Annotated in this window: 20 protein-coding genes and 1 pseudogene; 17 read left to right on the forward strand and 4 right to left on the reverse strand. The window is 47.3% G+C overall.

Annotated elements, in window-relative coordinates; genetic code table 11:
- The first annotated feature begins 6 nt into the window (after positions 1-6).
- Both E8L90_RS00580 and E8L90_RS00585 read left to right on the forward strand, forming a co-directional pair.
- Positions 7-744, forward strand: coding sequence for a PIG-L deacetylase family protein (locus tag E8L90_RS00580; RefSeq protein ID WP_137027543.1), 738 nt, complete (start codon positions 7-9; stop codon positions 742-744).
- Between the two features lie 142 nt (positions 745-886).
- On the forward strand, positions 887-3,412 hold the full coding sequence (locus tag E8L90_RS00585) for an SEL1-like repeat protein (protein ID WP_137027544.1): 2,526 nt from the start codon (positions 887-889) through the stop codon (positions 3,410-3,412).
- Positions 3,413-3,472: 60 nt separating this feature from the next.
- Here the strand turns inward: E8L90_RS00585 and E8L90_RS00590 are convergent, their stop codons facing one another.
- The gene (locus E8L90_RS00590) at positions 3,473-3,853 is read right to left on the reverse strand and encodes a RidA family protein (RefSeq protein WP_137027545.1); all 381 of its coding nucleotides are present in this window, start codon (positions 3,851-3,853) and stop codon (positions 3,473-3,475) included.
- Positions 3,854-3,919: 66 nt separating this feature from the next.
- Here E8L90_RS00590 and E8L90_RS00595 point away from each other — a divergent pair, with 66 nt between their 5' ends.
- The 3 genes from E8L90_RS00595 (at position 3,920) to E8L90_RS00605 (ending at position 5,596) form a co-directional block, all read left to right on the forward strand.
- Positions 3,920-4,180, forward strand: a complete 261-nt coding sequence (locus tag E8L90_RS00595; protein WP_244297117.1) for a hypothetical protein — start codon at positions 3,920-3,922, stop codon at positions 4,178-4,180.
- Positions 4,181-4,261: 81 nt separating this feature from the next.
- Entirely contained in the window at positions 4,262-4,819 is a 558-nt protein-coding gene (locus tag E8L90_RS00600) for a nitroreductase family protein (protein ID WP_137027546.1), read from the forward strand.
- A gap of 162 nt (positions 4,820-4,981) precedes the next feature.
- Entirely contained in the window at positions 4,982-5,596 is a 615-nt protein-coding gene (locus E8L90_RS00605; RefSeq protein WP_064202702.1) for a PH domain-containing protein, read from the forward strand.
- 240 nt (positions 5,597-5,836) lie between these two features.
- Here E8L90_RS00605 and E8L90_RS00615 read toward each other — a convergent pair whose 3' ends face one another.
- On the reverse strand, positions 5,837-7,531 hold the full coding sequence (locus E8L90_RS00615) for a PucR family transcriptional regulator (RefSeq protein ID WP_137027548.1): 1,695 nt from the start codon (positions 7,529-7,531) through the stop codon (positions 5,837-5,839).
- A 216-nt stretch (positions 7,532-7,747) separates the two neighbouring features.
- On the opposite strand from E8L90_RS00615, the gene E8L90_RS00620 reads away from it, so the two are divergent.
- The 8 genes from E8L90_RS00620 (at position 7,748) to E8L90_RS00655 (ending at position 16,908) form a co-directional block, all read left to right on the forward strand.
- On the forward strand, positions 7,748-8,356 hold the full coding sequence (locus tag E8L90_RS00620) for an ankyrin repeat domain-containing protein (protein ID WP_064202704.1): 609 nt from the start codon (positions 7,748-7,750) through the stop codon (positions 8,354-8,356).
- An 8-nt stretch (positions 8,357-8,364) separates the two neighbouring features.
- Positions 8,365-9,276, forward strand: coding sequence for an oxamate carbamoyltransferase subunit AllH family protein (locus E8L90_RS00625; RefSeq protein ID WP_137027549.1), 912 nt, complete (start codon positions 8,365-8,367; stop codon positions 9,274-9,276).
- On the forward strand, positions 9,258-10,802 hold the full coding sequence (fdrA, locus tag E8L90_RS00630; RefSeq protein ID WP_015892751.1) for an acyl-CoA synthetase FdrA: 1,545 nt from the start codon (positions 9,258-9,260) through the stop codon (positions 10,800-10,802). Before E8L90_RS00625 ends, fdrA begins: the two co-directional genes overlap by 19 nt.
- A gap of 2 nt (positions 10,803-10,804) precedes the next feature.
- On the forward strand, positions 10,805-12,232 hold the full coding sequence (locus E8L90_RS00635; protein WP_137027550.1) for a YlbE family protein: 1,428 nt from the start codon (positions 10,805-10,807) through the stop codon (positions 12,230-12,232).
- A 79-nt stretch (positions 12,233-12,311) separates the two neighbouring features.
- Positions 12,312-13,793, forward strand: coding sequence for a cytosine permease (locus E8L90_RS00640; protein WP_137033210.1), 1,482 nt, complete (start codon positions 12,312-12,314; stop codon positions 13,791-13,793).
- An 18-nt stretch (positions 13,794-13,811) separates the two neighbouring features.
- Positions 13,812-14,762, forward strand: coding sequence for a carbamate kinase (arcC, locus tag E8L90_RS00645; RefSeq protein WP_137027551.1), 951 nt, complete (start codon positions 13,812-13,814; stop codon positions 14,760-14,762).
- A 27-nt stretch (positions 14,763-14,789) separates the two neighbouring features.
- Positions 14,790-15,248, forward strand: coding sequence for a nucleoside deaminase (locus E8L90_RS00650; RefSeq protein WP_137027552.1), 459 nt, complete (start codon positions 14,790-14,792; stop codon positions 15,246-15,248).
- A gap of 202 nt (positions 15,249-15,450) precedes the next feature.
- Complete coding sequence (locus E8L90_RS00655) at positions 15,451-16,908, forward strand: YcdB/YcdC domain-containing protein (RefSeq protein ID WP_137027553.1); 1,458 nt, start codon at positions 15,451-15,453, stop codon at positions 16,906-16,908.
- A gap of 214 nt (positions 16,909-17,122) precedes the next feature.
- Here the strand turns inward: E8L90_RS00655 and E8L90_RS00660 are convergent, their stop codons facing one another.
- Complete coding sequence (locus E8L90_RS00660; protein ID WP_137027554.1) at positions 17,123-17,548, reverse strand: hypothetical protein; 426 nt, start codon at positions 17,546-17,548, stop codon at positions 17,123-17,125.
- A gap of 279 nt (positions 17,549-17,827) precedes the next feature.
- Between E8L90_RS00660 and E8L90_RS31460 the strand changes: the two are divergent.
- From E8L90_RS31460 to E8L90_RS00670, 3 genes and pseudogenes are all read left to right on the forward strand, one after another.
- Positions 17,828-17,933, forward strand: a pseudogene (locus E8L90_RS31460) (SLOG family protein); the annotation flags it as partial.
- A 78-nt stretch (positions 17,934-18,011) separates the two neighbouring features.
- Complete coding sequence (locus E8L90_RS00665; RefSeq protein WP_137027555.1) at positions 18,012-18,896, forward strand: sugar nucleotide-binding protein; 885 nt, start codon at positions 18,012-18,014, stop codon at positions 18,894-18,896.
- Positions 18,897-18,902: 6 nt separating this feature from the next.
- Positions 18,903-19,595 carry an aspartate/glutamate racemase family protein gene (locus tag E8L90_RS00670; protein ID WP_137027556.1) on the forward strand — a complete coding sequence of 231 codons (693 nt, stop codon included), beginning with the start codon at positions 18,903-18,905 and terminating at the stop codon, positions 19,593-19,595.
- 89 nt (positions 19,596-19,684) lie between these two features.
- Here E8L90_RS00670 and E8L90_RS00675 read toward each other — a convergent pair whose 3' ends face one another.
- Entirely contained in the window at positions 19,685-20,155 is a 471-nt protein-coding gene (locus E8L90_RS00675; RefSeq protein WP_137027557.1) for a pentapeptide repeat-containing protein, read from the reverse strand.
- Positions 20,156-20,400: 245 nt separating this feature from the next.
- On the opposite strand from E8L90_RS00675, the gene E8L90_RS00680 reads away from it, so the two are divergent.
- Positions 20,401-21,477: a putative 2-aminoethylphosphonate ABC transporter substrate-binding protein gene (locus tag E8L90_RS00680; protein WP_137027558.1), complete on the forward strand. Its 1,077-nt coding sequence runs from the start codon at positions 20,401-20,403 to the stop codon at positions 21,475-21,477.
- The last annotated feature ends 6 nt before the right edge of the window (positions 21,478-21,483 follow it).

Here is a 21,483-nt window from a genome sequence, read left to right on the forward strand (position 1 = left end):
CCAGAAATGAAAAAAGTAATGGTTGTGTTTCCCCATCCGGACGATGAGTCTTTTGCCTGCGGGGGAACTTTGGCAAAGTGCAAGGACGCCGGACATGAAACGTGTTATTTGTGCATTACTTCCGGCTGCAAAGGACGCAGCGGTCCATTCGATATCGATTGCAGAGAAAAGCTGGCAAAACATCGAGAGCTAGAGCTGAAAACAGCGGCGGAAGTGCTCGGAATCAGTCGTCTCGACTTGTTCCGGTACCCGGATGGTTCCTTGCAAAATGCCGATTTGGATGAGCTGGTGGCTAAGATTCAAGAAGCGATAGAGGAATGGAAGCCCCATGTCGTCGTTACGTTTCCGCCGGACGGGGTAACGGGTCATCCCGATCATATCGTCACGTGCGAGGCGACGACACGAGCGGTCGTACAAGCGGAAGCGAGCTTGACGCAGGCAGAATATCCAGATCTGTACTATGTTTCGATCCCGCACTACTACGATCATTGCCCGGATCATGGTCCAAAGCCAGCGGTTCCGATTACAGGCAAGGTCGATATCTCGGGCTATCGGATACAAAAAGGGGAGGCGCTGAAGGCTCACTTAAGCCAGGAGTATTCCGTGAATCGCGCTTATCCGGGTGTGATCGATGGGGACTTTGGTGTCATTGGCTGCTATGAGTACTTTACATTGGTGCGGTCGGCGGGCAAGGCGATCGAGCCCGTTAGTGCGGGTGGGAGTATTCCTCTCATTGATCTGTAACTAAAAAGTAGAAAGGGCTGACCAGCATGATTTTTGCTAGTCAGCCTTTTTCATTGGATAGACCATCCGTCGGATTGTTTTGCCCTGCTAGATTTGCTTACAATGTTGTCAGAAGCAATTGGAAATCAAAGGGAGAGAAGACATGTCACACAGAGTCTATGTATATAACGTCAGTGAGCCTTCTCAAGCACAAGACAACGATACGATGATGGTGGAATGGGGCTATGAGGTTCCCCTACTCTTGCAGCCGCTCTTCATAGAAGGTGGTTCAATCGCCGGAAATAATTACAACAACCATACCGAACCGGACAATTCCGGACTCTATTACGACGCACAGGCAGGCATCGAAAACGTGAAGCGATTCTACGATTTCCTGGAGAGACAGGAAGGTTTAATCGGTAACAAAGAAGCATTTTCGGAAGCGAGAAATCAGCTTCTGAGCTATCTGGAAAAACGAACGCTTCCGTATTTTCACATCGATGCCTGGGACGTGTTCAATATGGATGACATCCCTCATGACGAGCAGGCGGAAACCTTGCGCGCCATTATTGCCCATAACAACGAGATCATGACAAAGGCAATGGACAACGATGACATCTCACTGCTGAACTACTCCGAATTGTTGGATGTGAACCCGGGCTTCCGTTCTTTTGCCGAGCTGCTCAATTATGAGGACTACCAATACGGCTGGGGACACATCTGGCGGCCTTATGAAGAACAACCTGACGTGGAGATTTTTGAGGAAGCTGGCTTGCTTGGTCTCAAAGACGCAGAGGGAAACGTAATGCTCGCCCCTCAGTTCGATGCCTTTTACGAATTCGCTTCCGAAGATCTCGCCGTGGTTGCCCGAGATGGCAAATACGGCTATGTACATAAATCCGGGAGAATCGTCATTCCATTGGAGTGGGAGGATGCCTACGATTTTGAATACGGCTCTGCTGGTGCCATTGTCAAACGAAACGATCGATATGGTCTGATCAATCTGGAAGGGAAAACGATTTTCCCGACCCACTATGAAGAATTGGAACCGCTCGATTACCAAGGATTTTATACGGCAAAGAAAGACGGAAAGTGGGGCGTACTAGACGAAGCTGGTTCTGTAACGATAGATTTTGAGCATGAAGAAGCTTTCAAGTGCGGGGACGGCTTTTACCATACGGCGGTCAAAGGCAGGAAGAATCGGAAAATTTTTAACGAATATTGGAAATACGTCGGGGAATTTCCTCTGGCGGTGGTGGAACGGATCGATGAAGGGCTAATCCTTGTCAAACCACACAAGGATACAAATCATAGCACCTTGTACAAAAAAGACGGCACTGTCGGCGCATCCGGCTTCGATAAGCTGAATCGGCAAACCCATTCTCCGAATCTGCTCGTTCTGCGCAAGGGGAAAAAGTACGCCGCTTATGGCAAACAGCAGGAGAGCCTTTTGTTGCCGTACGAATACGATGAACTGATTGATTTGCAGGTTTATACGGAGTCTGGACATGGCGATCAGGTGCTGGCGAAAAAAGATGGAAAGCTAGGTGTTTTTCATGGAGATGCCGATCAACCAGCGTGGTTATTCCCTTTAGACGATTATGAGAACATTTTTTGGCTGCATCAGGATGCGTATGCTTTGAAGAAGTATGGATTATGGAGCATTGCCTTATCGCCGGAAAAGCGATGCAGTGATTTCGAATTCGATCTGGTGGTGAAAAAGCCACTGGTCGAGGGTTTTGCTTATGCCTTCAAGGATCACGACGTTTATTTAGTAAGCGAGTACGGCCTGTCGAGGGCAGATAAAACGCTCGTTCTGGAGGAAGTCTGCGATCGTTATTACAGCTATTATTTTGATGCCGAGATTCGCAAGCGACTGCTGGCCTATGCCAAAGGAGAGCAATCCGATGGTGACAGCGTAGATCAGTACACGCCGGTAGAAACGTTGTACAACCTGGGCATGGAAGCGTATGAAGCAGGTGACTATGAGAAAGCCATTCTGTACGATACGCTTGCGGCTAAAAAGGGCTATGACCCCTCCATGAACAACCTTGCCCATATGTATTACAGTCTGGAAGGCTTCGAGGATGCTGATAAAGCTTTTTACTGGTATGAATTAGGGGCTGCGGCAGGCAACCACCATGCTATGAATGGATTAGGCTGTTGCTATCGACACGGGATAGGCACGGAGCCTGATGCCGATCAGGCTATTTACTGGATGGGCAAGGCGGCAGAATACGGTCATGCTCTAGCTCACAACAATCTTGGCGCCACCTATTATGAGGGGGAGCTGGTGCCACAAGATTTGGACAAAGCCCTCTGGCATTATGAACAGGGAGAGGTATTAGGCTCTCCGGTTTTTGATTGGCTTGGCTATTTGCATGATTCAAAAGGGAATTACGAAAAGGCGCTGCATTATTATCAGCAGGATTACGAAGCAGGCAGCGATTTCAGTGCCTATAATTTGGGGATTTTCTACAGTAATGGGTATGGTACAGCCAAAAATATCGACGCCGCCATCACTTATTTTCATGCTGCTTTGGAAAGAGATTACCCGCATGCACATATCGAGCTGGCAAGAATTTACCGGAATGAAGCTCAATATGTGGACGAGCTTCTGGCGAAACATCACCTCGAAGAAGCAGAGAAGGCAGGGCTTGATATCCCTGAGGAGCTTGCACAATCGTAGAAAAAGCAAAAAGCGGATCGACAGGAAAAGTCGTCGGTCCGCTTCCAACTAATCAGCATGCTAAACAATGGCTTCTACTTCAATTTCAACGAGCAGACGCGGGTCAATCAATGCCTTGACCTCAACCATTGTAGCGACAGGCTGAATCTCGCGGAAAAACTCTCCATGTGCTTTTCCGATCTCTTCCCACTTGCTGATATCCGTCACAAACATCCGTGTTCTGACCACATGAGACAAATCAGCATCTAATTCTCGCAATGCTTTTTCAATCGTCTCCAGGATGAACCGCGTTTGTTCATAGGCATCGTCCACACCAACGACTTCCCCGTCCTTCATGGCCGTAGTGCCAGCCACTTCAATACGGTCGCCGACTCGAATTGCGCGGCAATAGCCCACGACAGGTTCCCAAGGTGAACCCGTGAACACTTTCCTTCGATTCATGCTAGAAAGCCCCCCTCTTTTCCGCAATAATTGGAATATACTACAAAAAGAAGGCGAGTGGGGCGGATGATGGACTTTTTTCTCACCCTTTTTTCCAAGTACAAGTGCTTGATCCACACTGCGTTTGGTCATGAAGCATACATACGCGTGGTAAACAAGCTAAGTGCTCATGGCATTCGTTTTCGCACACGCATTCATTCTCATGCAGTTCGTCATTTAGGAGGAGACATGGCGATGTTGCCCCAAGAACAAGATCATAAGCAGTATGACATCTACGTGGCGAAAGAAGACGAACACCAAGCACATTTGGCGATTCATTCTCGGTGATGGATACCTATACGATCATGACAACCTCTTATATAATGAGTGGGATCAGTAAGAAAATGGTACATCCGAGGAGGAACCAATATGTCCGTACTAGAGGCACTCAAAAACAGAAGAGCCGTGCGTAACTATATTCCAAAAGAAGTAGAAACCGAAAAAATCCAAGCGTTGCTAGATTGCGCAGTGTTAGCTCCGAACGACCGCTTGCGTCAACCGTGGCATTTTTATGTGATCAGAGGAGAAGCGAAGCTGCGGTTCGAGGAAATCGCGAAGGAGTTTTTGCTGGAGCGTTTTCCGACCAAGCCGAATCTCGTACAGGATTCCTTGGCCGTCCTGGAAAAAACACCGCTCGTCATTGTTGCCACCGCTGATGTGATCCCAGGGGATGAAGCATCCTCAGAGGATAATGAATACGCGGTTTGCTGCGCGATTCACTCCATGTGGCTGGCAGCAAAGGAACTGGGACTGGGCATGGTTTGGCGCACGAGAGGAGTCGGCTTGGTTCGCGACGAGCGCTTGCTGCAATTCCTCGGATCGCCTGAAAATAAAAAGGTCGTGGGCACGCTATTCATTGGCTATCCCGAGGCAGATACTCCTGAAACCAGTCGGGTAGCAGCGGAAGAAAAGACGACCTGGCTGTAAAATGACACCCAAGGGATGAAGATTCATTCGAAATGGATGTATTTGTTTTTCAAAAGGAAGATCATCTTCAAAAAAGAGTGAAGCACTTTGCAACTAAGCTTCCTCATGGACGTATAAATGGTAAAGGTTACACCGTACATATCGAGGGGAGTTGTTTCATTCATGTTTGGAAAGCTTGCAGCAGACGCGCTCGGCTTGAGCAATGTGGGAATTGTGGTAAAACCAGCGGATTACGACAAGGTGGACGCTGATGATTACATCATGCATGAGGACAATGAGAAAATCTATTTTTTGATCAAATCAAAGTCCGACGAATATTGCTTCACCAATCTGGGACTAGTGCATCTGGATGGAACGAGTGCCACCAGCAAAAAACGCATGTTGCGCCGCTATTCCTACCATACACACCCGATCTCTAACGTGTATCTGGAAACAGCCGGAACCGTCGATTTGGATGTGGAAATCAAGTTCACGATGGGCAATGAGCACTACTCGATCGATGTAAACAAAAAGCATTTGGAGGAATTAAAAGACCTCTACAAAGCACTTGTGAAGATCGCCTCGACTATGCACGATAACGAACTTGCGCTCCAACATGCAAAAGAAAGCCTCCACGTCGCCCAAAGCACACTGGGGCGCGTAACTGGGCAACAAGCAGACGTAGCTTCACAATTCAAGTCCATCAACCAATACACCTTCGATTGGCTGGAGGACATCCGATACAAGTATGTCGTCAAAGATTTTGGTAAAGTCTTTGAAAAATATATTCATAACTAAACAGTAGCAACTAAGAGAAAAGAGCCCCTTTAAAGAGGCTCTTTTTGTATTCAAGCGAAATCTTCGGCAAGCCCCACTCCCAATGCAGTTCGAAACGAGTGCCCCATCAGCTGTACGGGAAGGTGTGTCACATGTTTGGAAGGAGACCGCCCGAACAAAGTGAGGAAAAAGGCGACTGGAAAACATGTGGCACGCCTTCCTCCCGACCACTACAGCCTGATGACCAAGCCCTTCCGAGTTTTACTCCTTATGCAAAAGCTTACCGATCTTGAGCGCCAGCTGGATTTGCAGTAGTTCCTCCGAGTTTTTCAAATCCATGTTCAAAATCTCCTTGATCTTCTCAATTCGGTAAATAAACGTATTGCGGTGAATGAACATCGCTTTCGCCGCTTCACTGACGTTTTGATTGTACAGAAAATAATTGTCCAAGGTCACCATGAGGCTCGTACCGAACTCTTGATCATGCTCGTACAGCTTCCCCAGACGCTTCAAAAAGAAGTCTTCCAATTCAATGTCCTTAATGTTGGAACCCAGGAAATGATAGACGGAGTAATCATCGAAATGAGAGACTTCGCCCTTGCTGTTGAACTTTTGCATTAGGCGGATCGCTTCATGTGCTTCGGTAAAGCTCTTATGGAGAGAAGCGATGTTTTTATACTGACGTCCGACCCCAATAAAGAACAAGGTTTTCTTGATTTTATCCACGAGAGCGCTGTACAGCTCATTCGCGAATTGCTTGGCTTCACTTGCAGACACCACGGGTTTTTGCTCGTTTTGTCCGATGAGGATAATGATTCGATTGTTCCGATAAAAGCAGGTGATTTCTCCAGGAGCTTTACTCGAATTGTCATAGACGAGGTCAACACACTTTTTGGCGATCCGATCCAGCTCGTATTTGCGATCGATGATATCCTCCAAATTTTCCAGCTCAATCGGCTCGATATTCATGACCATACAAAAATACATGTAGCTCGATTGCAATCCGTGCAAATCACACAAGGTTTGCAGCGAGTCAGAGGACGTAATTTTACCTGTGAGCAAGTCATCGAAAAAGTCTTGCCTGATCTTCAGCTTCACTTCCTCGATTTCCCTCGCCTTGATCCGCTCCAGCGCCACGATCGTGGATGCTTGCTCTAACACGATGTAGTCAAATTCGGTAAGCTCCCAAACGGTTTGCCAGACGACGATGTATCCATAGATGTGGTTAGCTACAGCAACGGGTAGAATCCTGCATTTAACTTCATAATCCTTCGCATGGTAGATACGCTTGATCGACTTTTTGATCTGGCTAATATTTCGCGGAACGGACTCCGTGAAGTCACGGGTAAAAACAGGCCTGTTTTTGCTTAAGGTCAGGCAGGAGTCAAGCGGAATCGGATTGTGCCAGATTTCCGTGTAATGAAGCAGATGCCAGTCCTGGTCCAGTATAAGGATCGGGTTGTTGATCGTCTCAGACAGCTCGGAGGCGATGCGATCCAGTCCGCCACCTTCCAGCGCAATGCGAAACAGGGCGTTATGCATGTCCAATGTTTTGCGATTCAACAAATCGTAGCGCCCGGAGGCTTTTTCGTTAATAATGGCAATCACTTTCGACAGCGTGTATTCAAAAGGCAGGGCCAAAAGCGGCAGTCCATACTTGTTGGCATGATCAATCATGTTTTGCGGGATTTGATCGAAATAGCGATGCATCTTAATGCAGAGCCCGGAGCAGTTGATCTCCGCCAATTCCTTTATGATTGTATTTTGCAGCTCGGAATTGTCCTTGAAAATATATCCGGTGGAGAGCAGTAATTCATTAGAAGACAGCCAGTCAAAAGCATCCGGGTTCTCCATGATATTGACGATGGAGATGACGTTGTTAATGCCTTGCTCTCCTGCGATGATTTTGATGCCGTCTATGGATTGAATGGTAAGCAAATCTTTGATGGTCAGCACCTTGTTCACTCCTTTGCCACAAAGGGATTCCTGTAATTGTGCAATGTGCACAAGTGAACCTCAATTTTTTTAGTTTCCATACACAATGACGATTCCATCCACCCTGTCTAAAATAATGATGTAAGTACGTGGTGCTTGTCTAATTGTTTTTTAAAAGAGCAAGCACCGAGCCAATCTTGGCGGGTTGTTCAATCACGAGATCATGGAGGGCTTACTATGACAGACAAAAGCGTAGTACAAGCATTTCTCGAGGCAGCGGCTGAGGGGAATATCGAAGCACTGAAAAAGCATCTGGAGCAGGGCGTAGATATTAACGCAAGAAACAGACAAAAGCGTACAGCGATTCTGACTGCTGCGATGAACGACAAATTGGAAGCGGTATCGTTTTTGGTAGAAGCAGGTGCAGATGTAGATTTGCAGGATGAGACATGCTTCAACCCGTTCTTGTTCGGTTGCATCAACGGCAAGCTGGAGCTCGTCAAAATGATGATCAAGGCAGGAACAAACCTGGAGCTGTTGACTCGTTTTGGTGGCGTAGGGATTACCCCAGCGTCTGAAAAAGGTCATGTGGACATCGTACGTGAGCTCGTAACGACGACTGACATCAATGTAAACCATACGAACTTTGTGGGCTGGACACCACTGATCGAAGCGATCATCTTAGGTGATGGCGGTGAAAAGCAACAAACGATCATCAAGCTGTTGATTGAGCATGGCTGCAATGTGCACATGGTAGATAAATACGGCGTAACACCGCTTGAGCTTGCGAGAAGAAAAGGCTACACCGAAATCGAAAACATCTTGCTGGAAGCAGGAGCCAAGTAAAGCGTCCCATGTACATCCAGGCGTTGTCTGGCGATGCTGGTTTCCTTGAGCGTTTGGCACGATCAAACTTTAGCGGGACCGTACACAGTACTTTTGAGCGCACGATCAATCTGAAATGCAGCGAAAACGGGGAATTGTACACCATTGGCAACCATCAGCTAGACAATGCACCGAACACGCTCATTATTGATGTAAAAGGCTTTTCAGAGCTGGGGCTGCCCGTTAATACTCCGGTCATCACCGAAGATGGCACGCTCGTTATCGGAGCGGATTTGCGAATATGGATTCAGCAAGCAGCAAAGTGGGAAGGGGTCCTTCCTTCCTATCCTTGTGACATAGAAGCCGTAGAAGTATTGCGCCGAAATGTGGCGTTCACGAAAAACTACGTAGACGAATACGGCAAGACGGGGGGCATGAAGATGTCCTCCCAACCTGCCAGTCCGTTTGAGAAAGAGATGTCCCGTATGCTGATCCAGCGTGCAGGTATGCTTTCCAACGATCTGGCGAACAAACGCATAGAGTCAGCTACTCAGCATGCGATAAGTCTTATCGGACTGGGGCCGGGGTTAACACCATCGGGTGACGACTTTTTAGTGGGATTGTGCAGTGTATACAAGATGCAAAACATTTCCTCTTGTTTGTCATGCCCATTTTTCGATGAAATCGTCCGTTCGTCCCAAGCATTAACGAACGAAATCAGTGCGATCACGCTGAAAAAAGCAGCACATGGACAAGTAAGAGAGTCGCTAAATGACCTGCTTTCATGCATGATATCCGGCTCCTTGGAAGAGCTTGTCCCTGCTTTAGACAAAATCATCAGGATCGGCTCGTCGTCGGGTACGGATATCCTGCTTGGCATCCTATGTGGTTTGGAACGAAATCTAGAAGCTGGAGGTAATGTATGTCTACCAAAGTCGTAATCAAGCAAAGCACGTATTTTGACTCGGTATCCCTGATGTCTCTCTCTACAAAAGCGAATCAAATTGAAGGTGTCGAACAAGCGGTTATCGCGATGGGCACCGACATGAATAAAGAGGTATTGAAAAACGTCGGTTTGCTCACACCTGAGCTAGAAGCAGCGAAAACGAGCGACTTGATGATCGTGGTGAAGGCAGCGACAGACGAGCTGTGCGAGAGTGCTCTCATCGCCATCGAAGAGTTGTTCAAGAAAAAAGGCGGCAGCAAATCTGCAACGGAGATCAAATACTCCACGATTGATTCTGCGGCAGCCAGCATTCCAGAGGCAAACCTGGCTGTCATCTCGGTAAACGGCGCATTTGCAGCGAGAGAAGCGAGAAAAGCATTGGAAAACGATCTGCATGTCATGCTGTTCAGCGATAACGTGAGCATCGAGGAAGAAATCGCCCTCAAGCAATTCGCGCATGAAAAAGGTCTCTTGATGATGGGGCCTGACTGCGGTACAGCTATTATCGGCAATGTGGCGCTGTGCTTCGGAAACGCTGTGAGAAAAGGCAACATCGGGATCGTAGGTGCATCTGGTACAGGCAGCCAAGAGGTGAGCGTGCGTATCCACGACTTCGGCGGCGGTATCACGCAGCTGATCGGTACAGGCGGTCGCGACCTCTCCGAGCAAGTCGGCGGCATCATGATGCTCGATGGAATCAAAGCACTGGAAGAGGATGAGGCGACAAAGGTCATCGTACTCATTTCCAAGCCACCAGCAGCAAGTGTACAGGAAAAAGTGTTGGCGCAAGTGAAAAGCTGCAAAAAACCTGTCGTTGTGTATTTCATTGGTGGAGAAGAAACGCCAGTTCTGGAAGCAGGTGGACATTTTGCGAAGACGAGCAAGGAAGCAGCCATCAAAGCAGTTGTGCTGGCTGGTGCCAATGAAGACGAGCTTAACAAGCGCGCACTCAACTGGCCGTTGATTGAAGAAGTGCGGGCAAAGCTGACACCGGAACAAAAATACGTCCGCGGGCTGTTCTGCGGCGGTACGCTGTGCGACGAAGCCATGTACCTCGCGATGGACAAGTATGAAGACGTATACAGCAACATCCAAAAGAAAGCAGACTACAAGCTGAAAAACATCCATGAGAGCAAGGCTCACACGTTCCTCGACATGGGCGATGACGACTTTACAAATGGCAAACCGCACCCGATGATCGATCCTTCCACGCGCATCGCAAGATTTTTGGAAGAAGCAAAAGATCCTTCTGTCGGTGTCATTCTGATGGACTTCATCTTGGGCTTCGGTTCCCACGAAGATCCTGTCGGCGTGATGCTGCCAGCGATCCTGGAAGCAAAAGCGAATGCTGCCAAGGAAGGCAGACACCTGGAAATCCTGGGCTACGTGCTGGGTACAGACCTCGATACACCGAACTTTGATGAGCAAGTGAAGAAGCTGATGGATGCGGGTGTCACGATTGCAAGCAGCAGCACGAACGCAGGTCTTCTGGCTAGAGAATTTGTTGCGAAAGGGGAATAATCATGAGCAAAATCAACGAGCTGTTTAACGGGAAAATTCATGCGATCAACGTAGGGATTGAGTTTTTCAAAGACGATATCATCAAGCAAAATGCGAATGCATCTCATCTGGATTGGAAGCCACCAGGCGGCGGAAAGCCTGAGCTAATCAACGCTCTCGACAAACTGGAAAACGCTGCTGTCGCTGAGAAAATTGCTGCGGCAAACAAGCTGGCGGTAGAGCGTATCATCAACTCCCAGCCGATGCTTGTTGGCTTCGACCAAGCGATCAATGTGGTACCAGGCATGACGAAAACAACGATTCTGCACGCAGGTCCGCCGATCACTTGGGACAAAATGTGCGGCTCAATGAAAGGTGCTGTAACCGGAGCAATCGTATTCGAGGGCTTGGCAAAAGACATCGAGGAAGCTGAACAGGTAGCTGCTTCTGGCGCAATTACGTTCTCTCCATGCCACGAACACAACTGCGTAGGCTCCATGGCAGGTGTGACATCCGCTTCGATGTTCATGCATGTGGTGAAAAACAAGACGTATGGCAACGTCGCTTACACCAACCTGAGTGAGCAAATGGCTAAAATTTTGCGCATGGGTGCCAACGATGAAAGTGTTATCGCCCGCCTGAACTGGATGCGCGATGTATTGGGACCAATGCTGCGTGACGCAATGAAAATCGCTGGCGAAATCGATCTTCGTCTCATGCTGGCGCAGGCGCTGCACATGGGTGACGAATGCCACAACCGCAACAACGCAGGTACGAGCCTGTTGATTCAAGCGCTGACTCCTTACATTTTGGAGACGGATTTCACAAAAGAACAGAAGCGCGAAGTATTCGACTTCGTCGCAAGCAGCGATTACTTCTCCGGTCCGACATGGATGGCTCTGTGCAAATGCGCACTTGACGCAGCGCACGGCATCGAGAATAGCACGATTGTTACCACGATGGCGCGTAATGGCGTTGAGTTCGGTATCCGTGTAAGCGGTATGGCTGGCAACACCTGGTTTACTGGGCCAGCTCAAAAGGTAATCGGTCCGATGTTTGCAGGCTACAAGCCAGAGGATTCCGGCTTGGATATCGGGGACAGTGCGATCACCGAAACATACGGGATTGGTGGCTTCGCGATGGCGGCAGCTCCAGCGATTGTTGCACTCGTAGGCGGAACGGTTGAAGAAGCGATCGGCTTCTCCACCACGATGAAAGAAATTACGACAGCAGAAAATCCAAACGTAACGATTCCACTCCTAGACTTCCAAGGTGTCGCAACAGGAATCGATATTCGTCAGGTGATCCAAACTGGCATCCTGCCGATTATCAACACGGCTATCGCGCATAAAGACGCAGGTATCGGCATGATCGGTGCGGGTATTACCTATCCGCCAATGGAAGCTTTTGAAAAGGCATTGCTCGCAGTGACGGAAACGATTAGCCAATAGCTTTTCATCCTAGGTGACTCAGCTTTCGCAGCAAAAGAAGGTTGCGGAAAGCTGGGTCGAATGAGGAAGGTGAATGAACATGGGACAGGCAAACGTAAAGGAATCATATGAAGAATTCAAGTCCTATGGATACGCGGACGATATTTTGCCAAAGACTTCCGAAAATCGAGATTGGGGCACCTTTAACTACGTGACCGTATGGATGGGCGCTGTGCATAATCTCATGTCGTACATGACGGTAGCCGGATTCTTTGTCCTCGGATTATCCGTTCCGCAAGTCTTGTGGGCGGTCATGATTGCTGCCTTGATCGTTTCGGCGGGCTATGTGTTGAATGGCTATGCGGGAACAAAGTACGGGATTGGCTATTCGATGCTGTTGCGCAGCTCCTTTGGTGTAAAAGGCTCGATCATCCCTGCTATATGTCGTGGGCTCATCGCTGGGGTCGTGTTTTTTGGGACAAAAACAATTATTGGCGCACAATCCTTTAATGTCATTTTTGAGAAAATATTCCCTGGCTATAAGAGTATGGTTCCAGGCTTTGATTTTCTCGGATTAGATTTCCCGACCATGCTTTCTTATGTGATCCTCTGGGTCATTACTGTTGGATTGTTTTTAGGTGGAATGAAAATTCTCAGTCTGTTTAGTAAATGGTCTTCACCGATCATCTATATTTTCATCGTTGGTGCAGCGATTTGGGCGATCAGCGTTGCTGGCGGATTTGGTCCAATCTTTGCTTATGCTCCTGCCAAACCGATGGAGAATTGGCTTGTATTTATCGCATGTGTAAGTGCATTGGTATCGAACTGGGGTGGCCCGATTGTCAATATCGCAGACCTTACGCAAAGGGCAAAACACCCGAAAGCTCCGATGATTGGTCTGCCGCTTGGAATGATTGCATCCTACATCTTGTTTGGAATTACTTGTGTAGGATTGTTGGTTGGGACGCAAATCGCGTTTGGCATCAAAGACTTTAATGTCGTCGTTGCCATTGATCAAATTGGGAATCCTGTTGCCGTCATTATCTTGTTGCTGGCACTGAATATAGGTTCGACGAGCTATGTTGTATTTGGTAATTTGCTTCCATCTGGACTGCAAATGACAGCGCTTCTTCCGAAAATGTTTACAGTGAAATCAGCAGCTATCTTGACAGCTGTATTGGGGACTGTCATTTTACCTTGGAAGCTGGTAAATGGTACGGCCGCGCTGTATATGTTCTATAGCTTTATCGGCTCCATGTACGGTCCAATTACGGGGATCATGCTAGTCAGTTTCTTCATTGAAAGAAAAAGAAGGCTAGATTTATCTGCGATCTACGTAAAACCGGGTGAAAATGGAGAATTCAAGAACGGCTTTAATATGGTGGCATGCGGCGTATTGATCGTCAGCTTCTTGATTACGCTATCCGGCTCTTTCCTGCCAAATGTGCCACTATTGGCAAACATCAGCAAGTCAGCATTCCTTAGCGGGACGATCATATCCGGCGTCTTATATGCGCTGTGCTATAAATGGAACAAACCAAGCACGATCGCGCAGAGTGAAACAGCTGCAAAAGCATCTTAACAAAGGGAGAAGTGCCCAGTGGAAAAACTCGTTATTGTTGCTATCGGCGGCAACTCATTAGTTAAGGATAATGGTCGCAACACGATTCAAGACCAATATGAAGCCGTATGTGAAACCGCAGTAAATATAGCAGATATGGTGGAGGAAGGATACAACGTTGTCGTTACTCACGGCAACGGACCGCAGGTTGGATTTGCTTTGCAACGATGCGAAATCGCCAATGAAGTGTCCGGGATGCCTACGATCCCGCTGGTCAATTGCGTGGCGGATACGCAGGGCGGAATCGGCTACCAAATCCAGCAGGCACTCACCAACGAATTTGCCAAAAGAGGAATCAATAAAAAGGTTGCCAGCGTCATCACACAGGTAGAAGTCAGCAAGGATGATCCGAACTTCCAAAATCCAACGAAGCCAGTCGGCTCCTTCTTCACGCTGGAGCAAGCGGGAGAGATGCGCAAAGAGCATCCGGACTGGGTATTTATCGAGGATTCCGGTCGCGGCTACAGAAGAGTGGTTCCATCCCCTAAGCCAATCGACATCGTGGAAAAAGACGCAATCAAATCGTTGATCGAAGCGGGATATGTGGTAGTCGCTGTTGGCGGCGGGGGTATTCCGGTTGTGAAATCGGGCGAAAATACGTACGATGGGATTGATGCTGTCATCGACAAAGATTTTGCCACCAGCTTGCTGGCAGAACAAATCGATGCACAGACCTTGATCATTACGACAGGTGTTCCGCAGGTATGCATTAACTTCGGCAAGCCGAATCAAAAGGCGCTGGAGCGCATCACAGTAGAGGAAACGAAGCAATACGTTCGTGAAGAGCATTTCGCAAAAGGCAGCATGCTGCCAAAAATTGAGGCAAGCCTGAGCTTTTTGGAGAAAAACGGGTCAAGCGTGATCATTACGAATCCGGAGAGCTTAAAGGATGCAATTACGAACAAAGCAGGGACACACATCGTAAAATAAAGGCCTCTTAAGGGAGGATGCAAGGCAATGGATTACATGAAGCTGGCAGTGGAAAAAACGCTGGAAGGTATGAACAACAAGCTCGGCGGACCTTTTGGAGCGGCTGTCGTGAAAGGGAACGAAATCATCGCCGTATGCAGCAATCGCATGATGGCAGATATGGACCCGTCCCAGCACGCAGAGATGGTAGCCATTCGCGAAGCGTGCAAGACGCTCGGCACGATGGACCTGACAGGCTGCGAAATTTACGCGACATGCGAGCCTTGCCCGATGTGCGTAGGTGCTATCATTTGGTCTGGCATCAAGGTCGTTCATTACTGCTCGACTGCGGAGGATGCGCACGAGCACGGTTTTTCGGACAAGCATCTACGCGACTATTTTTCCGGTAAGGATCAGAGTGTTTTGAACATGATCAAGGTCGAGAAGCGTGAGGACTGCGATCAGTTGTTTGCGCACTATCACAAGCTGAACAAGAGAAGTAGGTAACTGAATAGCAGACAAGAAACACGGATGAAAGGGCCTTATAAGGGCCCTTTTTCTCTTTGTTATTTTCCCTGGATCTTACGCCATGATTGCTTGTCTATTAAAGGTGCGTAGGCTTGTCTCACGTAAGGCGAGGTGACAATTTTTCCCTAACGTCGTCTTATTGTGTGAGCTTCAACGACAAGTAAAGATGGAGGATATGCATATGACCTCGACCTCTCAAAGGTGTTATCCTGTACTGGCAAGTAGTGCACTCCTAACAGCCACACTGCTCCTGTCACCAGCCTCGGGCACAGTCATGGCAAATCAGGCAGGCAACCAACAAGCAGCCGCTCACCTTCAGGAAAATCAGTTAAGCGAAAAGGCAAAACGAACGGAGCAAAAGCTGCAAATGCTCTTCCCAGCGCTCGATGACACATCAAGATATATTACCTTGGAAACGAAAGACCAGCCTGTGTACGAAATTCGTTATGAAAAAAATAATGAATTCTTTGCCAGAGCCGATATCCATGCAGAAACCGGGAAACTGCTTACGTTTTATTGGGATAGCAAGGTTCAGGATGACAAGCTGGCGTATAAGAGCGCCGATACCTTCATGAAGGGTTTGATCGGTGAAATGGTCAGCCAGTACGAGGTAACGCGGGCTCCTGTAGGCGATGTCATCTATCGTCGCTATGTAAATGGCATCGAGGTATATGGCGATGATTTTCGGGTGGCGTTAAACAGTGCGGGACAGGTAACCGCATTTTGGGCAGGTGAAAACACGCTGACCAACGTCAATCCCGCTGACTTCCTCCCTCCAGCCCAGGCGATGAAGAAAGATCAGCTCAGTCGCTGTATCTCACCCCTACTACAACTCATGTACACCACTGGTGAAAATCAGACCGATCTCGTTTACTCAGCTGTATTCTCCGGTTTTGTGGACGCAGTAACAGGAGCTGAGCTGATCACTAATCAGCAGTACGTAACCTGGAGGTGGAAACCAATCTCCCTCACGCCTGGTGGAAAGGTAGTAAAGGTGAAGAATGAGCAGGAGGCAACGCGGATTTACGAAAGTGAGTTTGGTATCAGCTTGCAGGGTAGGACCTTCAACAGCAATATCGGCAAAGGCGAGATGGAAAGTTTTTATTTTTCCCCTGATGAAAAAGAGTTTTTATTTATGAAGGATGACGTTGTGATCGGATTTAAAAGCTATGCGAACGGCCAACCCCAAAAAGGGAAGGCAACATTGTCGGAGAAGCAGGTTCTTGAGAAAGCTGTTCAGTTCCTGCAAACCTATCTCAAACGGGACGAAAAGGAGTTCTACTACATGGTGCATTCTGATACGGAGAATCCACATAAGTACGAAGTAACGTTTGTGCCATCTATTGAGGGACTTCCGCTGAAACACGGACGAGGCATTGATATTAGTGTGAATGGAGTCACGGGGAAAATCATCGAGTACCATCAAAAACTTGATCAAAAGCCTACCAAGCTCCCGGATAAGAGAAAGGCTGTCTCCATAGATGCAGCAGCCCAGGCATTGCTGGCGAAACCCACTAAACTCGTATACATCTACCCATTTATTAATGGAAAGAGGTTGGCCAAACCGGTTCTTGCCTATCAAATTAATCTTAACGATATCGATATCAATGCCCTGACAGGTAAGTTTAAAGAGGATTGACCCAAATTAAAAAGCCGAATTACCCCACGGTAATCCGGCTTTTTTGACGATAACGTTCTTTAGGCCTTTGTAGGCTGAGCGGAAAGACCAGCAATATCAGTTGAACCAAATATCAGCAATGCAAGTAAAATAAGGAATAATACGGATTCTGAAAAACTTTCACCATCAAAATTTTTCACCATTGAATTCACCTCATTCCTTTCTTAAAAATTCATTAGGTACTCATTTTCTTTTTAAGAGCCGAAATGATATCATCTACGGTCATGCTCCCGTTATCATTAAGGAAATTCAGCATATTATCGACATTTTTATTATTGAGATCGCCAAGTGTAATGTACTCTCCTGTTAAGCCGACAATCATTGTAGCTTGTCTAAACAATTGAACAGAATCCACTCTTAGCTTTCCAGTTAAAAGAAGAACAGCCACGAGGATTTCTAAATTTGGGCCTGTTAGGCAATGTAAGGCCGATTGATTATTGGTTGTTGGCTTCTTCTTTTTGTTATTTGATGAACCATTGGTAGACTGCTTCTCTTTTGCATTATTATTTGATGAACCATTGGTAGACTGCTTTTCTTTTGCGTTATTTGATGAACCATTTGTAGATTGCTTCTTTTTTGCGTTATCTGATGAAGAATCCATCTACTCTTCCCCCCACCTAACAAGAAGTTGCTCATACATATTGGTGTGAGGTGAGACTGTAAACTACTATTTCCCAAGTTTCACCCTTTAGTCCAAAGAAATCCAGCGAGCTTACACACTGACTGTTTCACATAACAATCTTATTCAGTCAGCGGATTTATTGTGCCTGGTAAAATTTTTTCGTGGCGTCAGTGTGGGATGCATGATGAACAGTATAGACCTAAAGTGTACTTCCGGTTTTATGATGAACTACGAGGTGTGCAACTTCTTCAACCCACTCTAAGTAAGCTCGCCGCAAAAAATGGATATGGGCAATTATCAGTTATTTCGAATGAACGCATATGACTTACAGAACATTGCAGAGGAACAGCAGCAAGAATTTTTCTTCCATAGTCGCTCCAAATGGGACATAGTGGTATATTTGATCATAATGGAAATGGTAAGTGTTGGAGGGGGACATCTCATGGAGGAGAAACGCCGCGTATTGTTGCTAGGGGCTAGCGGCTACTTGGGAAGTCAAATCTATCAGGAGCTTTTGCGGGATAATACCATTGATCTGATAGGTACATGCTTTTCTGCACAAGCTGTCCATCAATTGCTTCGGGTCGATGTGACTGACACCCTTTCTTTTTCAGCGATCCTACATGAATTTTCACCACATGTTGTCATTTGGGCGTTGATGAGTGCTACAGATGAACGCGAGCTAATAGAAAAAGGCTTGGATGTACTGCTTTCTCAGTTGCCGGAAAAGAGCAAATTGATCTTCATCTCCACAGACGGTATTTTCGGAAAAGGAACAGGCTCTTATCGGGAAGAAGATCCGCCTGAGCCATTAGATGGGAGAAACCTGATAGCAACTTATTCGAATGCCAAAATACGAGGGGAAGCACGTATTCGCGAGCGGCATCCCAATCATGTCATCGTGCGAGTCGGCCCTATCTATGGTCGCAATTGCGTTGGGCAATGGGATAAACGCGTCGCTTCGATGTGTGCAGACCTGGAAGCTGGCCGTGAAATAAGCCGGACAGGTAATTTGTACAAGACGTTTGTCCATGTGGAAGACGTGGGGAATGCCATCCACGAATTGCTGCACGGCTCTTACCACGGAACGCTTCATCTCGGTCCAGCAAAGAAAGAGAGTTATTATTCTTTTTACAAAAAGATGGCTCTGGCATTAGGGCTGAATGCTGATGGTGTAAAAGAAACCTTGTTAACAGAAGCAGAGGCGCTAGAACGAGGGATTCCCTTGGATACTTCGTTGCGTACGAAAAAGGCGCATGAACTGCTTCAGACCCGTTTTCGTCAGGCGGGATGGGAAAACGGCAACGAGAACGACAAAGGAGTGTAGAAAACAATGAAAACAATCGGATTAATTGGCGGCATGAGCTGGGAGTCCTCCTTGGTCTACTACCGCTTGATCAATGAAACGGTCAAAGAGCGGCTGGGTGGTCTGCATTCGGCAAAAAGCGTCCTGTATTCCGTTGATTTTGCGGAGATCGAAGAAATGCAACGAGAAGGGCGTTGGGAAGAAGCAGGCGAGCGGATGGCGCTTGCCGCGAAAAGTCTGGAAGCGGCAGGAGCCGACCTGATTGTTCTCTGTACAAATACGATGCACAAGCTGGCATATGCCATCGAAGAAGCGACTAGCCTGCCTTTTCTTCATATCGCGGATGCGACAGCGCAAGCGATCATAAACCACGGGCATAAACGAGTGGCACTGCTTGCGACGCGATTTACGATGGAGCAGGATTTCTATACAGGGCGTCTGCGTGATATTCATGGATTAGAGGTACTGCTACCGGATGAACAAGAGCGAACACTCGTCCATGAGATTATTTACAATGAGCTGTGTGTCGGGATCATTCGCGAAGAATCCAAGCGTACATACCAGGCGATTATTGAACGACTGGTCAAGGAAGGCGCTGAGGCAGTCATCCTCGGTTGCACGGAAATCGGTCTATTGATCACAGCCCAAGATTGCACGGTCCCGGTCTTTGATACGACTGCGATTCATGCAGAGGCAGCTGTGGAGGCTGCTTTGCGGTAGAGCAAAGGCAAAAAATAAAAGACTGAGCTCATCCCATTTGCTACTAGAATGGATGACTGAGTCTTTTTTTGTGCAAACGTACATGTCTTTTACTTGTCCTTGATTAAATCCGAAATCAAGATACCGTTTATTTTCAATCCAGTAATGTCGCAATCCGTTATTTCCACATTAGATAAATCACAATTTCTGAATTGCCCATTTGAAAGATTGCAGCTATGAAAACTTACGGGTTTGTATTGTCCATCGGGATTATAATTTCCGTCTCCCTCCATAGGAAGAACCACATTGTGAAATTCTGTTCCAAACAAATGGACGTGGTCAATAACAGCGTGGCTGAAATCCGCATGCTGAATGCCTGCACCTGACAAGTTTGCGTTGGAGATTTTGAGTCCACCCATATTCACATCATTCAAAATCATTTGACTTATATTTGCGTTATTTATTCTGGTCTTCGCCAAGCTGACATTATCCATGTCAAGTTCCTCAGCTTTAACCTCCTGCCATTTAGACCTTGATATATCAGCCATTTGCAAGTCTAACGGTTCCGCCTTCAAGTTCATACTCATATCCCCCTTTGCATGATAATAATGAGGCATTTGTAACTTCGACATACACCTCATTTTCCCTTTATTACCCAGTTGCGTTTTCTACTCTTCCAAGGAATCTTCTGAAACCAAAAAATCACAACCAAATACACATAAAAACAATCAATTTACGTTGCGTTCATATCTACTTAATATTTTCCCCGTAAGATTGGTTTCGTAGGAATTAGGAAATGAACATTCCGCAAAGAGGAGAGGTTCTCATGAAGAAATGGCATTATCCTTTACTTGCTTCCATTCTATCAATCACGTTTTTAGCAGGATGTGGACAATCACCAGGATCACAACCAAACACACAATCTTCCACAAAGGAAAGTACAAAGGCCTCAGGAGAGATTACGGTTTATACGGCGCTGGAGGATGACCAGATCAAAACGTATTTGGAATCCTTCAAAGCGAAATATCCAGATGTAAAGGTCAATATCGTCCGCGATTCTACAGGGATCATCACAGCAAAGCTGCTGGCGGAAAAAGATAATCCACAAGCAGACGTCGTATGGGGAACAGCAGCGACAAGCCTGCTGGTACTCGAACAGCAAGGCATGCTCGAAGGGTATTCTCCGAAAGGAATCGAGAAGGTATCCCCGGAGTTTAAGGATTCCAAGGAACCTGCCAGTTGGGTAGGAATCGATGCGTGGGAGACTGCGGTCGCGGTCAACACCAAGGAGCTAGAAAAACGCAATTTGCCCATACCGCGCTCATACGAAGACCTGATCAAGCCGGAGTACAAAGGATTGGTCGTGATGCCAAATCCAGCCTCTTCTGGAACTGGGCTTCTCACCATCAACGGAATCATGCAAGTAAAAGGAGAGAAAGAAGGCTGGGCGTACCTCGACAAGCTGCATGAAAATATGGCGATTTACACGCATTCCGGCTCGAAGCCAGCCAAAATGGCCGCATCGGGCGAATATCCAATCGGCATTTCCTTTGGCTACCGTTCGATTACCGAGAAGAAAAAAGGCGCGCCTATTGAAGTCGTCTTTCCAACAGAAGGCTCGGGTTGGGATGTAGAGGCGAATGCTTTGATGAAAAAGAGTGAGATCAAGCCAGAAGCCAAGCTGTTCTTGGACTGGGCTATCTCCGATGAAGTCATGAAGGCCTATAACAAGAACTTCGCCATCGTCAGTGTCAAGCAAGAAGGAGCGACACTCCCGGAAGGCTATGCAGTAGATCCGATCAAGCAACTAATCAAGCTCGACTTGAATCAAGCCGCACAAAATCGTGACAACATCTTGGGTGAGTGGGAAAAACGATACGCGACCAAGAGCGAACCTAAGTAAGCAGCG

This window comes from Brevibacillus antibioticus, from assembly GCF_005217615.1.
Classification (GTDB): domain Bacteria; phylum Bacillota; class Bacilli; order Brevibacillales; family Brevibacillaceae; genus Brevibacillus; species Brevibacillus antibioticus.